This window comes from Streptomyces sp. SD31, from assembly GCF_052068475.1.
GTDB lineage: Bacteria > Actinomycetota > Actinomycetes > Streptomycetales > Streptomycetaceae > Streptomyces.
In genome coordinates this window covers 280,291-293,538 of the sequence record NZ_JBQHCX010000002.1, presented here as the reverse complement: position 1 = coordinate 293,538, position 13,248 = coordinate 280,291, and the positions used below count along the sequence as shown (strand labels likewise).

The 13,248-nt window shown below is 70.2% G+C and carries 12 protein-coding genes and 1 tRNA gene; 8 read left to right on the top strand and 5 right to left on the bottom strand.

Going from position 1 to position 13,248, the window contains the following annotated elements; genetic code table 11:
• Nucleotides 1–108: 108 nt before the first annotated feature.
• Nucleotides 109–1,665: a beta-N-acetylhexosaminidase gene (locus tag ACTMVF_RS05310; RefSeq protein WP_441269766.1), complete on the bottom strand. Its 1,557-nt coding sequence runs from the start codon at nucleotides 1,663–1,665 to the stop codon at nucleotides 109–111.
• Between the two features lie 92 nt (nucleotides 1,666–1,757).
• Between ACTMVF_RS05310 and ACTMVF_RS05305 the strand changes: the two genes are divergently transcribed.
• Nucleotides 1,758–2,642: a DUF4429 domain-containing protein gene (locus ACTMVF_RS05305; RefSeq protein ID WP_441269765.1), complete on the top strand. Its 885-nt coding sequence runs from the start codon at nucleotides 1,758–1,760 to the stop codon at nucleotides 2,640–2,642.
• Between the two features lie 11 nt (nucleotides 2,643–2,653).
• Here the strand turns inward: ACTMVF_RS05305 and ACTMVF_RS05300 are convergent, their stop codons facing one another.
• Nucleotides 2,654–4,219, bottom strand: a complete 1,566-nt coding sequence (locus tag ACTMVF_RS05300) for a fibronectin type III domain-containing protein (protein ID WP_441269764.1) — start codon at nucleotides 4,217–4,219, stop codon at nucleotides 2,654–2,656.
• 196 nt (nucleotides 4,220–4,415) lie between these two features.
• On the opposite strand from ACTMVF_RS05300, the gene ACTMVF_RS05295 reads away from it, so the two are divergent.
• Together ACTMVF_RS05295 and glmS are read left to right on the top strand one after the other, a co-directional pair.
• A complete protein-coding gene (locus tag ACTMVF_RS05295; protein WP_062703128.1) occupies nucleotides 4,416–4,673 on the top strand; it encodes a hypothetical protein in 258 nt (85 codons plus the stop codon).
• A gap of 12 nt (nucleotides 4,674–4,685) precedes the next feature.
• Nucleotides 4,686–6,503 (top strand): glutamine--fructose-6-phosphate transaminase (isomerizing), encoded by a 1,818-nt coding sequence (gene glmS / locus ACTMVF_RS05290; RefSeq protein ID WP_441269763.1) that lies wholly within the window; start codon nucleotides 4,686–4,688, stop codon nucleotides 6,501–6,503.
• Nucleotides 6,504–6,650: 147 nt separating this feature from the next.
• Here glmS and ACTMVF_RS05285 read toward each other — a convergent pair whose 3' ends face one another.
• Complete coding sequence (locus ACTMVF_RS05285; RefSeq protein WP_441269762.1) at nucleotides 6,651–7,217, bottom strand: GPR1/FUN34/YaaH family transporter; 567 nt, start codon at nucleotides 7,215–7,217, stop codon at nucleotides 6,651–6,653.
• A gap of 151 nt (nucleotides 7,218–7,368) precedes the next feature.
• Nucleotides 7,369–7,896, bottom strand: coding sequence for a universal stress protein (locus ACTMVF_RS05280; RefSeq protein ID WP_302000523.1), 528 nt, complete (start codon nucleotides 7,894–7,896; stop codon nucleotides 7,369–7,371).
• A 347-nt stretch (nucleotides 7,897–8,243) separates the two neighbouring features.
• Here ACTMVF_RS05280 and ACTMVF_RS05275 point away from each other — a divergent pair, with 347 nt between their 5' ends.
• The 5 genes from ACTMVF_RS05275 (at nucleotide 8,244) to ACTMVF_RS05255 (ending at nucleotide 11,714) form a co-directional block, all read left to right on the top strand.
• Nucleotides 8,244–8,543, top strand: coding sequence for a hypothetical protein (locus ACTMVF_RS05275; RefSeq protein WP_302000522.1), 300 nt, complete (start codon nucleotides 8,244–8,246; stop codon nucleotides 8,541–8,543).
• A gap of 395 nt (nucleotides 8,544–8,938) precedes the next feature.
• Nucleotides 8,939–10,165: a GlxA family transcriptional regulator gene (locus ACTMVF_RS05270; RefSeq protein WP_441269761.1), complete on the top strand. Its 1,227-nt coding sequence runs from the start codon at nucleotides 8,939–8,941 to the stop codon at nucleotides 10,163–10,165.
• 152 nt (nucleotides 10,166–10,317) lie between these two features.
• Nucleotides 10,318–10,920: an oligoribonuclease gene (orn, locus tag ACTMVF_RS05265; RefSeq protein WP_441269760.1), complete on the top strand. Its 603-nt coding sequence runs from the start codon at nucleotides 10,318–10,320 to the stop codon at nucleotides 10,918–10,920.
• Nucleotides 10,921–11,037: 117 nt separating this feature from the next.
• Nucleotides 11,038–11,113, top strand: a tRNA-His gene (locus ACTMVF_RS05260).
• Nucleotides 11,114–11,198: 85 nt separating this feature from the next.
• Nucleotides 11,199–11,714, top strand: coding sequence for a GNAT family N-acetyltransferase (locus ACTMVF_RS05255; RefSeq protein WP_441269759.1), 516 nt, complete (start codon nucleotides 11,199–11,201; stop codon nucleotides 11,712–11,714).
• Nucleotides 11,715–12,078: 364 nt separating this feature from the next.
• Here ACTMVF_RS05255 and ACTMVF_RS05250 read toward each other — a convergent pair whose 3' ends face one another.
• Nucleotides 12,079–13,134 (bottom strand): LacI family DNA-binding transcriptional regulator, encoded by a 1,056-nt coding sequence (locus tag ACTMVF_RS05250; RefSeq protein ID WP_441269758.1) that lies wholly within the window; start codon nucleotides 13,132–13,134, stop codon nucleotides 12,079–12,081.
• Nucleotides 13,135–13,248 lie beyond the last annotated feature (114 nt).

Here is a 13,248-nt window from a genome sequence, read left to right as displayed (position 1 = left end):
CCCGGAGTACGGTCCTCCGGGGGCGCCCGTCTACACGTCCGGCGCCTGTGGCGCCCCTTTAGGGGCGCGGGGAACTGCGCGATCAACCCCCACCGGCCCGCAGACGAATCACCAAGGCACCTGTGGCGATCGGTAGTAATTGATCCCCAACGCCTCCCACCGCGGCCCCTGCGCAGCAAGACGCACCTTGTACCCGTCCCAATCATGCGTGGAAGCCGACGACCACCCCAGCTCGGCCACCCCCGCCAGCCTCGGAAATGCCATGTACTCGACGTCCGCAGACTTCGTGATCGTCTCCGTCCACAGCGGAGCCTCCACGCCCCTGATCGCCGAAGCCGGCGCCCCCGCAAGGTAGTTGCCCGGATCCCAGTCGTACGACCGCTTCACCTCCACCAGCCCGGCCCAGTCCAGCCCCAGCGGAGTGTCGGCGGTGTACTTCATGTCGAGGTAGATCCGGTCGGCCGGAGACAGGATGACCCCGGTCCCGTTCCGCGCGGCGGCAGCGACCTGCGCCTTCTCCTCCGCACTGGTGCCGTCCAGCCCCCAGTACTGCGCCAGAGCCCCCCGCGAGGGGTCCGCCCCGGTCAGCTGATGCCAGCCGACCACGGTCTTCCCGTACTCGGCGACGATCGGCTGCACCCGGTCCATGAACTTCACATAGTCCTCGTGACTCGTGGAGTGCGCCTCGTCCCCGCCGATGTGCAGGTACTTCCCCGGCGTGAGCGCGGCGAGCTCCCGGATCACGTCGTCCACGAAGTCGTACGTGATCTCCTTGCCGACGCACAGCGAGCTGAAGCCGACGTCCGTGCCGGTGTAGAGCGGGGGTGCCACACCGTCGCAGTTGAGCTCGGCGTACGAGGCCAACGCCGCGTTCGTGTGGCCCGGCATGTCGATCTCGGGGACGACCTCCAGGTAGCGGGCGGACGCGTACCGGACGATCTCCTTGTAGTCGGCCTTGGTGTAGTAGCCACCGGGGCCGCCGCCGACCTGCGTCGAGCCACCGTACGTCGCGAGGCGTGGCCAGGAGTCGAGGGCGATGCGCCAGCCCTGGTCGTCGCTGAGGTGCAGATGCAGCTTGTTGATCTTGTAGAGGGCGAGTTGGTCGATGTAGCGCTTGACCTGGTCGACGGTGAAGAAGTGCCGGGAGACGTCGAGCATCGCGCCGCGCCAGCCGTAGCGCGGGGTGTCCGTGATCGTGCCGCCCGCGACCAGCCAGGGGCCGGGCTGGACGGAGTCCTTCTCGACGGCCGCCGGGAGGAGTTGGCGCAGGGTCTGGACGCCGTGGAAGAGGCCGGCGGGCCCCGCCGCCGTGATGGTGACGCCACTGCGGCCGCTGGCGAGGCGGTATCCCTCCGCGCCGAACGGGCCCTGCGCCAGGCGCAGTCGGACGCCGCCCCGGCCGTGCGAAGTGACCGGCAGGGGGTACCCGGTGGACGGCCGCAGCACGCCCGCGAGGTACTCGCCGACGCGCCGGGCCTCGCGGGAGTCGTCGACGAGGATGCGGGTGCCGTCGGTGATGCGGTACGGGGATCCGCTGGGCGCCACCGACGCGGGTGCCGGGACCACCCGGCCCAGGGGTATCGGCTCGCCGGACGCCGGTGCCGCGCCGGCCGTGAAGGCGCCGGCCGCCGCAACGAGCAGCAGGGATCCGAGGATCCGGGTCATACGGGGAGTCGTTCTGTGGTGCCGTCTCACATGCGCTCCCTTCGGGATTGGTAGAGACCACTCTGCCGCAGAACCGATGAAACAATCCCCCCATGGCGGAAATCATCCAGAAGGACGGCACGTGGGTCTTCGACGGCGACACACTGCGGCTGACCCCCGGACGGGACAAGAACGTCAGCCTTTTCCGCAAGACGCTGGGTGAACTGGTCGTCCCCCTGGGGGCGTTGGCCGGTGTCTCCTTCGAGCAGGGCAAGAAAACCGGGCGGCTGCGGCTGCGCCTGCGCGACGGTGCCGACCCGCTGCTGCACGCCACGGGCGGCCGGCTCACCGAGCCCAACGACCCGTATCAGCTGATCGTCGAGTCCGACCGGTACGGCGTCGCCGAGTACTTCGTGGACGAGGTACGCAACGCCCGGCTGCTGGACGAGGTGCCGGGCGACCCGGTCGACGAGTACCTGCTGCCGGGCCCCTCCCTGCCCCTGTCGGTCTCCGCCGGTGACGGCACCGCGACCTTCGACGGCGAGCACATCCGCCTGGAGTGGAACTGGAAGACGGAGGACGCCAAGGCCGCCGCCGGCACCCGCTCCCTCGCGCTGGCCGACATCACGGCCGTGGAGTGGCATCCGGCGGCGGGCCTGGAGAACGGCTACCTCCGCTTCACCGTCAGGAACGCTCCCACCAAGGCGCCGCCCAAGTACGACGCCAACTCCGTGGAGCTGTGGGGCTTCAAGAAGGACCCGCTGATGGCCCTGGTCGCGGCGGCGGTCCAGGCCCGTCTGCCGCACCCGTCCAGGGCCGGCGCCACGGACGTACGGGACGCGCGACCGGAACTGCCTTCCCCTCCGGTCGCGTCCGTCGAGGACGACCACGACGCCCTCCTGCGCCGCCTGCGTGAACTCGGCGAGCTGCACCGCACGGGCGTGCTCACGGACGAGGAGTTCACGATGGCCAAGCAGGCCGTCCTCAAACGGATGTAGGGCGGGTCGGTCTACTTGGCCCGGCGGGCCACCGTGAAGTGGTCGATCCGGTCACCCGTCTCGGCGATGCCCTGCACCTTCAGCGTGGCGTAGTGGCCCCTCGGCGCGGGCTGGACGTCGACGCGCAGGAACGAGTAGTTGAGATAGCGCACCCGGGACCAGGCGACCGTCTCGTTCTGCTTGCCGTCCTTGACGTTGACGAACGAGGCCACGGACTCCTGCTCGTGCTCGTGCCCCTCGTAGGAGTCCGGCGCGCTGAACGCGTACAGGCTGCGGCCCGCCGCCCCCGCCGTCACGTACACCACGCCCTCGGTCTCGGGATACGCCGTGCCGCCGATCGGCAGCTTCTTGGCGACCTCGTTCCCCTTGATCACATCCGTCCGCTCGTACTGGTGGTTGTGCCCGTTGATGACGAGGTCGACCGTGTACTTCTCGAACAGCGGCACCCACTCCTGGCGCACACCGCCTTCCGAGGCGTGCGCCGTGGAGGTGCAGTACGCGCAGTGGTGGAAGAACACGACGATGAAGTCGATGTCCTTCGCGGCCCGGTACTTCTTCAGCTGCGCCTCGAACCACTTGGTCTGGGTGCCGCCGGAGAGGCCGAGGTTGGCCGGGATCTCGAAGGAGACGTCGTTGGGGTCCAGCGAGATGATCGCCGTGTTGCCGTGGACGAAGGAGTAGACGCCCGGCAGGTGCTTCTTGTCCGGCCCGTTGTCGGGGAGCGTGAAGCGGGCCTCCTCGCCGCCGTAGCCGTTGGGCGAGTACCAGGCCTCCATGTCGTGGTTGCCGTACGACACCATCCACGGCACGGACTTGGCGACCGACTCGGTCTGGGCGAGGAACTGGTCCCACACCCGCGAGTCGAAGCCGGTGTCGGCGGTCTTGCCCGCGCCGGACGGGTCGGCGTACGCGATGTCGCCGGCGTGCAGGTGGAAGGCCGGGTTCTGGCCGAGGAGCAGGCTGTCGTTGGCCAGGCCGTGGTAGCTGACGCCCTGGTCGCCGAAGGCGGTGAAGGTGAAGGGGACCTTGTGCGCGGGGGCGGTGGTGAAGGTGCCGAGGGTGCCCAGCAGGTGCGGCTCGGCGGGGTCGAAGCCGGCGTGGCCGACGCCGTAGTAGTACGTCCGGCCCGGGCGCAGGCGGGTCAGCTTGGCGTGGACGTAGTACTGGGTGTGGTCGGCGCTCGCGCCGACGCCGGCCGGGGTGTGGAGGGTGCGCACCTCGGCCTCGATCTTGCGGGAGAGGTCCCAGGGGTGAGCGCCGATGCGGATGAACGGCTTCTGCACGGCGACCGGGACCTGCCAGGAGACGGTCATCTCGGTGCGCGGGTCGTTGCCGTAGGCGAGGTGACGGCCGAAGGGGGCGACAAGTGCCCCGTCGACAGTCTCAGTGGCCGCGGCGGTCCGCTGTGTCGGTACGGCGGCCTGGGCGGTGGCGCCCGGCACGAACGCGCCACCCGCGACGGCGCCCAGCGTGACGGCGCCGCCCCTGATCATCGTGCGCCGCGAGAATCTGGCGCGCAGGTACTCGTGCTGCTCGGCCATGCTCATGCGCTCGGCGAGCTGCTGGGGTACTCCCATGCGAGGAATGTCCATGGCGTCCGAAACTCGTCCCCTCAGGCAACGGGATGCGAGCCGACGCATGGACAGCTCCGGAACAGGCCCCCATGAGCCCTCCAATGTTCTCCCAAGGGTTTCCACAGCAGGCCGCCAGGCGTTTGCCCGAAATCGGGCAGAATTCTTGCGAACGCGCCTCCGATAACCCAGGATCTACCGAGTGCACGACGACCTTGTTGATCACCTGACCCGCACCACCCCCCTCAACCGGGGCGAGGCGCTGCGGGTGATCCAGGATGTGCTCGCCTACTTCGACGAGACGACCGAGGAATACGTCCGTCGCCGCCACCGCGAGCTCCAGGCCCAGGGCCTGGTGAACGCGACGATCTTCGAACAGATCGAGGCGGACCTGAAATACCGGGCAGTGGCCCCGGCGGAGCTCACCCTCCGCCAGCTGCGCCGGATCGTCTACGGCTAGGGATACATATATATGTGCGGAATCGTCGGATACATCGGGAAGCGTGACGTGGCTCCCCTGCTGCTGGAGGGTCTGCAGCGCCTGGAGTACCGCGGCTACGACTCGGCGGGCATCGCCGTCACGTCCCCCAAGGCGGCGGGCCTGAAGACGGTCAAGGCCAAGGGCCGGGTCCGCGAGCTGGAGGCCAAGGTCCCGGCGCGCTTCAAGGGCACGACCGGCATCGCCCACACCCGCTGGGCCACCCACGGCGCCCCCTCCGACGTGAACGCCCACCCGCACCTGGACGCCGAGGGCAAGGTCGCCGTCGTCCACAACGGGATCATCGACAACGCCTCCGACCTGCGCCGCAAGCTGGAGGCGGACGGCATCGAGTTCCTCTCCGAGACCGACACCGAGGTCCTGGTCCACCTCATCGCCCGCTCGCAGCAGGAGAAGCTGGAGGACAAGGTCCGCGAGACCCTGCGCCTCATCGAGGGCACGTACGGCATCGCGGTCCTGCACGCCGACTTCCCGGACCGCATCGTCGTCGCCCGCAACGGCTCCCCGGTCGTCCTCGGCATCGGCGAGAAGGAGATGTTCGTCGCCTCGGACATCGCCGCGCTGGTGGCCCACACGCGCCAGATAGTGACCCTCGACGACGGCGAGATGGCCACCCTCAAGGCCGACGACTTCCGCACCTACACGACGGAGGGCACCCGTACGACGGCGGAGCCCACCACGGTCGAGTGGGAGGCCGCCTCCTACGACATGGGCGGCCACGACACCTACATGCACAAGGAGATCCACGAGCAGGCCGACGCCGTGGACCGCGTCCTGCGCGGCCGCATCGACGACCGCTTCTCCACCGTGCACCTCGGCGGCCTCAACCTGGACGCCCGCGAGGCCCGCCAGATCCGCCGCGTGAAGATCCTCGGCTGCGGCACCTCGTACCACGCGGGCATGATCGGCGCCCAGATGATCGAGGAGCTGGCCCGCATCCCCGCGGACGCCGAGCCGGCGTCGGAGTTCCGCTACCGCAACGCGGTCGTGGACCCCGACACCCTCTACATCGCCGTCTCCCAGTCCGGTGAGACGTACGACGTCCTCGCGGCCGTCCAGGAGCTGAAGCGCAAGGGTGCGCGGGTGCTGGGCATCGTGAACGTCGTGGGCTCCGCGATCGCCCGCGAGGCCGACGGCGGCATCTACGTCCACGCGGGCCCCGAGGTCTGCGTGGTCTCGACGAAGTGCTTCACGAACACGACGGTCGCCTTCGCGCTCCTCGCCCTGCACCTGGGCCGCACCCGCGACCTCTCCGTCCGCGACGGCAAGCGCATCATCGAGGGCCTGCGCAAGCTGCCCGCCCAGATCTCCGAGATCATGAAGCAGGAGGCGGAGATCGAGAAGCTGGCCCAGCAGTACGCCGAGGCCCGCTCGATGCTCTTCATCGGCCGAGTCCGTGGCTACCCGGTCGCCCGCGAGGCCTCCCTCAAGCTCAAGGAGGTCTCCTACATCCACGCCGAGGCCTACCCCGCCTCCGAGCTCAAGCACGGCCCCCTGGCCCTGATCGAGCCCGCCCTCCCGACGGTCGCCATCGTCCCCGACGACGACCTCCTGGAGAAGAACCGCGCCGCCATGGAGGAGATCAAGGCCCGCAGCGGCAAGATCCTCGCGGTCGCCCACCAGCCCCAGGAGAAGGCCGACCAGACGATCGTCGTCCCCAAGAACGAGGACGAACTCGACCCGATCCTGATGGGCATCCCCCTCCAACTCCTCGCCTACCACACGGCCTTGTCCCTGGGCCGCGACATCGACAAGCCGAGGAACCTCGCCAAGTCGGTAACGGTGGAGTAGCGCCCCTTCAGGGGCGCGGGGACTGCGCGACAAGCCCCCACGCCCCGCACAGGCCGACGTAACAGAACGGACCCCCACGTGATGCCACCACTCACGGGGGGTCCGTTTTAATCGCCGGGGAGCCGCCCAACCCCCCAGCCGGCGCAGCTAACCGGTGGCCGTCACGCCCCGGCCCGCAGCGCGTCGCGGAAGCGCGGTCGGCCAGTGAGCCATCGCCGCGGTCGCCGCATACCAGGCCACCGCACCCGCGGCGACGGCGAACCAGCCACCCACCTTGGTGAGCCCGTCATTACCGGCGAAGTGGGCGATCGCCATGAGCACCAGGGACACGAAGAACAACCCGTAGGCCCCCTGCCCGAGTTGGTCACCCCCCGCCAGCGTGAGGGACAGCGCCACAAGGGCGAACAGCAGCAGGAACAACCCGGCCGCGTTCTCGGAGACCGCCGCGTCGACGGAGACGGCCCAGGTGAACCACAGGGCCCCGAGCGCCACGAACGCGGTCCCGTTCGCGGAGTCACGGTCGCGCAGGGCCAGCAGCCCGGCGACGAAGAGGGCAATTCCGCCCACGTACTGGGCGATTGATACGGCGTCAGCGGCTGACACACCGTCGATCACGTCGGCGTACCCCAGCCCGAAGGCCAACAGGGTGATTCCGAGGGCGAGTCGGCCGACCACGGTAGTGGTTCCGCTTCCCGCAGAGACGTCGTTGTCCACGGCGGGCTCCCTTCATGCATGTGCAGTTGTGCGGTGACCCCTATATGCCCTTCACAAAGGCACAAACACCTCTACGCGTCAGTAGATTTGCGCGCTGCACAAAGGAGGCCGACGGTTTCCCAGGCGCCATCTCACCTGGGCCAACGGTGAGTTACGGAATGACAACGACGGGACGCTTGGCCCGCTTGGCGAGCCGCCCCGCGACCGACCCGAAGATCCGGCCGACGATGCCGTGCGTGGAGCCGACGACGATCGCGTCCGCCTCGTACTCCCGCCCGACCTCTTCGAGTTCGTGGCAGATGTCACCGCCGCGCTCGACGAGGATCCAGGGCACCTCGGCGAGATAGTCGGCGCAGGCGAGTTCGAGGCCGAGCACCTCCGTGCGGTGGTCCGGGACGTCGACGAAGACCGGCGGCTCGCAGCCGGCCCACACCGTGGTGGGCAGCCGGTTGGCGACGTGGACGATGATCAGGCCCGACCCGGAGCGATGGGCCATGCCGATGGCGTACGCGAGGGCGCGCTCACTGGAGGTGGAGCCGTCGAAGCCGACGACGACGCCATGCTTGAAGGCGGGGTCGCAGGCTTGGCGTGACTCGTCCGCCGCCAGGGGATCGGCCGCAGTCGGGTCGGCGACCTGGCGCTTGCGGTCCGCGGGTTCGAAGAATTCGTGACCGGCCATGGCTGTCTCGGCGTATTGATCCTTTATGGGTGGGCCGCGAGCGGAACTCGCTGACGGATGCAGCAGTGTGCGGCGGAGCTGTGTCCGGGAATGGTCTTCCCAACCCCATACCCCCAAGGGTACGGCGGCACGCCTCCTTAGCCCAGATCCCCGCTCACGGTCGAACGGGTTCCAGGGAGCATGCACGAGGGGACGCCCGTAACGCAATGGTTGCTGCGGTGTACAGGCGGTTTGCACAGGGTTCACCTGTGCCCATAGCCGGAACGTTCCCGCACCAGTGACCGACCGCTCGAACAGGCGTTGAACCCCCTGAGCCACCGCCCCAGGGAACCCAGGAGTACCCACCCATGCCCGGACCCCGCACGCCCTCCGACGACAGCGCCACCGACGTGGTCCGCTGGGCGGCCTTCAGCTGCGTCCTGGTCCCCGTGGTCCTCCTCTGGTACGGCACCTCCCTCGCCGGCGCCGCGGGCACGGCCTTCGGTCTCGCCGCCGTGACGGCCGTCTGCCGTCTGCTGCTGCGCCAGTCGGAACGCGGCGCGGCACGCCTGAAGGACGAGGAGCGCACCACCCCGTCGCCCTCGCGTCGCGGACGCCATCACAGGACCGGAACCGGGGCCCATAGAGGCGGACGTCACACTGGTTGAAATACACCGGTCGGCTGACCGGTTTCCGCGCACGGGCACGCTGCTTTTCAGCCAACTTCTGGCGCGCATGCATCCCCTGCCCAGAACACCCCCCAACCCCCGTTCCACCTGCACGGAAAGGGCCTCAGGGGCCCTGCGCACCCTACGTGGATTGGCCACTGCGACAAGGCGCACTTCCCTGCACGGCCCGTGAGTGCAACGCTTCGTGATCGAATGCTTCACGCCAAGTTGCCAAGTCGACAATGTGCCGAGTGTCGAACCGGCCACTGAGGCGCGGCGCGACACAGTAGATTCGATCTTGACTGTCTACGGCGGGGGACTCGTGCAGGACCGAGGGGAAACGTGCAGGAGCGACACAACCGAGGAGCCGCGACCACCGAGGGGGGCTTAGCAGTATGAGCCACGACTCCACTGCCGCGCCGGAAGCTGCGGCCCGGAAGCTTTCCGGGCGACGCCGCAAGGAGATCGTCGCGGTGCTGCTGTTCGGCGGCGGCCCCATCTTCGAGAGTTCCATACCGCTGTCGGTGTTCGGGATCGACCGCCAGGACGCCGGCGTGCCGCGCTACCGCTTGCTGGTGTGCGGCGGCGAGGAAGGCCCGCTGCGGACCACAGGGGGCCTGGAACTCACCGCGCCACATGGCCTGGAGGCGATATCACGGGCGGGCACGGTCGTCGTGCCGGCCTGGCGTTCGATCACCTCTCCACCGCCCGAGGACGCGCTCGACGCACTGCGCCGGGCGCACGAGGAAGGCGCCCGCATAGTCGGGCTGTGCACCGGTGCCTTCGTCCTCGCCGCGGCGGGCCTGCTGGACGGCCGCCCCGCGACAACGCACTGGATGTACGCACCGACGCTGGCCAAGCGCTACCCGTCGGTGCACGTCGATCCGAGAGAGCTGTTCGTCGACGACGGCGACGTCCTGACGTCGGCGGGTACGGCGGCCGGAATCGATCTCTGTCTCCACATCGTGCGGACGGACCACGGCAACGAGGCGGCAGGGGCCCTGGCCCGCCGTCTGGTGGTCCCGCCGCGCCGATCCGGTGGTCAGGAGCGCTACCTCGATCGATCTTTACCGGAGGAGATCGGCGCCGACCCGCTGGCCGAGGTCGTCGCCTGGGCGCTGGAGCACCTCCACGAGCAGTTCGATGTGGAGACGCTGGCGGCACGCGCGTACATGTCGCGTCGCACCTTCGACCGCCGCTTCCGCTCCCTCACCGGGAGCGCCCCGCTGCAGTGGCTGATCACCCAGCGGGTTCTGCAGGCACAGCGTCTGCTGGAGACGTCGGACTACTCGGTGGACGAGGTGGCGGGCCGCTGCGGCTTCCGCTCGCCGGTGGCGCTGCGCGGCCACTTCCGCCGCCAGCTCGGCTCGTCGCCGGCCGCCTACCGGGCGGCGTACCGTGCGCGGCGCCCCCAGGCCGAACGGCCGACGGACGTGGAGCACACGCCGGGCCCCGCGCTCCAGCAGGGCCCACCGCCCGCCCCGTACCCGGAGGGCGGCCCGGTGCCGCTGCAGACCCGCCGCACCCCGGCGCCCGTCGGCACGTCCGCGCCCTCGGAGAACGGGCGCGAACTGTACGTCGGCGGCCGGGCGAGCCTGCCGGGGCAGCGCAGCGGAGCATGACCTCGTAACGCCGGACGGGCGCACCCAGCCCGTCCGGCGTTTGAGGACGAGGCCGTCCAGGCCGAAGCGGGGGTCTGGGGGCGGCAGCCCCCGGTGCACGGCCACTGCGCCGCGGGGCACCAATACACGGACGTCAGCCGTAGGGTGTTCGCATGAACGATCGCATGGTGTGGATCGACTGCGAGATGACCGGCCTCTCGCTGTCCGACGACGCGCTCATCGAGGTTGCCGCCCTCGTCACCGACTCCGAGCTGAACGTACTCGGCGAAGGAGTGGACATCGTCATCCGCCCGCCCGAGGCGGCGCTGGAGACGATGCCGGAGGTGGTGCGTCAGATGCACACCGCGTCCGGACTGCTCGCCGAGCTCGCCGGCGGCACGACGCTGGCGGACGCCGAGGAGCAGGTCCTGGCGTACGTACGCGAGCACGTGAAGGAACCCGGCAAGGCCCCGCTGTGCGGCAACTCCGTCGGCACGGACCGCGGCTTCCTGCTGCGCGACATGCCGACACTGGAGGACTACCTCCACTACCGCATCGTCGACGTCTCGTCGGTCAAGGAGCTGGCCCGCCGCTGGTACCCGCGCGCCTACTTCAACAGCCCCGAGAAGAACGGCAACCACCGCGCCCTCGCCGACATCCGCGAGTCCATCGCCGAACTCCGCTACTACCGCGAGGCCATCTTCGTACCGCAGCCCGGCCCCGACTCGGACACCGCGAAGTCGATCGCCGCGAAGCACGTTCTGCCTGCTCAGTAGGCGGGCGCGAGGGGTCACCGAGGGGCGCCGCAAAAGCTGTGCGCGAGCACCCCTTCGGACCCTGTACACTTTTTCTCGGCCGGTCGGGGACTTCCCGGAAGTCGATCGCCGGTCATGGTGGGTGTAGCTCAGCTGGTAGAGCACCTGGTTGTGGTCCAGGATGCCGCGGGTTCGAGTCCCGTCACTCACCCCAGGCCTTCAGCCGGTGACTTCGCGAAGAAGTCACCGGCTGAAGCTTTTTCACGATCGTTCCCGGGGCAGGCCATAGGCTGCGCACGATGTCGGAGCCCCGCGTACCCGCCGAGCCCATCTCCACCGCCCGCCTCGACCTCCTCCCGCTGCGCGTCGAGCACGCCGAGGAGATGGCCGTCGTCCTGTCGGACCCGGCGCTGCACACCTTCATCGGCGGCACGCCCCACTCCCCCGCCGACCTGCGCGCCCGCTACGAGCGGCTCGTCGTCGGATCCCCCGACCCGGGCGTCTCCTGGGTCAACTGGGTACTGCGGCTGCGCGCGGAGTCCCGTCTCGTGGGCACGGTCCAGGCCACGGTCACCGGGGACCACAGCGCCGAGATCGCCTGGGTGGTCGGCACACCGTGGCAGGGGCGGGGGTTCGCGTCCGAGGCAGCGCGGGGGCTGGTCGCCTGGCTCGGGCGACGGGCCGTGCGTACGGTCGTCGCACACATCCACCCCGACCACCTGGCCTCGGCGGCGGTCGCCACGGCGGCCGGGCTCATCCCGACCGAGGAGGAGCAGGACGGGGAGAGGCGGTGGCGGCTGGTGCTACCCCGCTGACGTCGCCTCCCCACGCCGGCACCAACTCCCGTACGCTCCCGAAGCGTTCGCCGGGGTCGGCGCGGTGGCCCGGTCGAGCACCGCCGGCTGGGCCGGCGTCCCCCGCCAGGCGCGCTCCTCGTCGCCGACGTCCATCAGGAGGCGGGTGGCTCGGCCGAGGGCGTGGACCGTGGTGCGGATGTCGATCAGCGCGCCGCGGTCGATCAGGGGGGGTCGTCGCCCTACCGGTGCGGCTGCGGGACGATCACCGGATGGCGGGCACAGCCGGAGTCCTAGTCGCGGAAGGCAGGCAGCACCTCGCCCACGGAACGCAGGTACGGCTCGACCTCGCCGACCTCGGCGAGGTCCAGCAGGGCGTGGCCGCTCACGACGACGCCCGCACCACCAGTTCCGTCGCCAGCACCATCTGCGGGCGTTCCAGTCCCCGCGAGACCGCCGGCCGGCGATCCGCGATCTCGGCGAGGAGGAGGTCCAGCATCATGCGGCCCATGTCCTCGATCGGCTGGCGGACGCTGGTCAGCGGCGGGTCCATGTGGCGGGCGATGGCCGAGTCGTCGTAGCCGACGAGCGCCACGTCGTCGGGGATACGGCGACCCGCCTCGCGCAGCGCCTGGCGGGCGCCCGCCGCCGTCACGTCCGACGCGGCGAAGACCGCGTCCAGGTCGGGGCAGCGCTCCAGGAGTACCTTCATCGCCCGAGCGCCGCCCTCCTCCGTGAAGTCGCCCGCCTCCATCAGCCCCTCGTCCACCTCGTGCCCCGCGTCGCGCAGGGCGGCGCGGTAGCCGTCGACACGGCGCTGGGCGCCGTAGACGTCGAGGCGGCCGGTGATGTGGGCGATCCGCGTGCGGCCTCGGGACAGCAGGTGCTCGACGGCCGAGCGGGCGCCGCCGTAGTTGTCGGAGTCCACCGAGGTCAGGGTCTCCGCGGCGGAGCGAGGGCCGCTGATCACCGCCGGGATCTCCAGCTGGGCCAGCAGGTCCGGCAGGGGGTCGTCGGCGTGGACCGAGACCAGCAGGACGCCGTCGACGCGGTGGGCCGCCAGGTACTGGGCCAGGCGGCGCCGTTCCCGGTCGCTGCCCGCGAAGATCAGCAGCAGTTGCATCTCCGTCTCGGAGAGCTCGGCGCCCACGCCTTTCAGCATGTCCGAGAAGTACGGTTCCGCGAAGAACCGCGTCTCCGGCTCGGGCACGACCAGCGCGATCGCGTCCGTCCGGTTCGCCGCCAGGGCGCGGGCCGCCGTGTTCGGGACGTAGCCGAGCTCCGCCACCGCCGCTTCCACCGCCGCGCGGGTCGCGTCACTGACCCGGGGCGAGCCGTTGATCACCCGGGAGACGGTGCCCCGGCCCACGCCCGCGCGGGCCGCCACCTCTTCGAGGGTGGGCCGACCGCCACTTCGGCCCCGCGCTCCGTGGGTTGCCATGGGCTCCGCCTTCCCGCCGATCCTTACGCCGGCCTGGAATCTAACAGTCCCGTCTGCTGCACTGACCCCACCTGGGGGCTGCCGCCCCAGACCCCCGCTTCGGCCTGAACGGCC

Excerpts from the sequence above, each read along its gene's own strand:
- ACTMVF_RS05310 (WP_441269766.1), bottom strand. The coding sequence starts at position 1,665 with ATGACCCGGATCCTCGGATCCCTGCTGCTCGTTGCGGCGGCCGGCGCC.
- ACTMVF_RS05255 (WP_441269759.1), top strand. The coding sequence starts at position 11,199 with ATGTCGGAGCCCCGCGTACCCGCCGAGCCCATCTCCACCGCCCGCCTC.
- ACTMVF_RS05270 (WP_441269761.1), top strand. The coding sequence starts at position 8,939 with ATGAGCCACGACTCCACTGCCGCGCCGGAAGCTGCGGCCCGGAAGCTT.
- ACTMVF_RS05280 (WP_302000523.1), bottom strand. The coding sequence starts at position 7,896 with ATGGCCGGTCACGAATTCTTCGAACCCGCGGACCGCAAGCGCCAGGTC.
- ACTMVF_RS05300 (WP_441269764.1), bottom strand. The coding sequence starts at position 4,219 with ATGGGAGTACCCCAGCAGCTCGCCGAGCGCATGAGCATGGCCGAGCAG.
- ACTMVF_RS05275 (WP_302000522.1), top strand. The coding sequence starts at position 8,244 with ATGCCCGGACCCCGCACGCCCTCCGACGACAGCGCCACCGACGTGGTC.
- glmS (WP_441269763.1), top strand. The coding sequence starts at position 4,686 with ATGTGCGGAATCGTCGGATACATCGGGAAGCGTGACGTGGCTCCCCTG.
- orn (WP_441269760.1), top strand. The coding sequence starts at position 10,318 with ATGAACGATCGCATGGTGTGGATCGACTGCGAGATGACCGGCCTCTCG.
- ACTMVF_RS05250 (WP_441269758.1), bottom strand. The coding sequence starts at position 13,134 with ATGGCAACCCACGGAGCGCGGGGCCGAAGTGGCGGTCGGCCCACCCTC.
- ACTMVF_RS05305 (WP_441269765.1), top strand. The coding sequence starts at position 1,758 with ATGGCGGAAATCATCCAGAAGGACGGCACGTGGGTCTTCGACGGCGAC.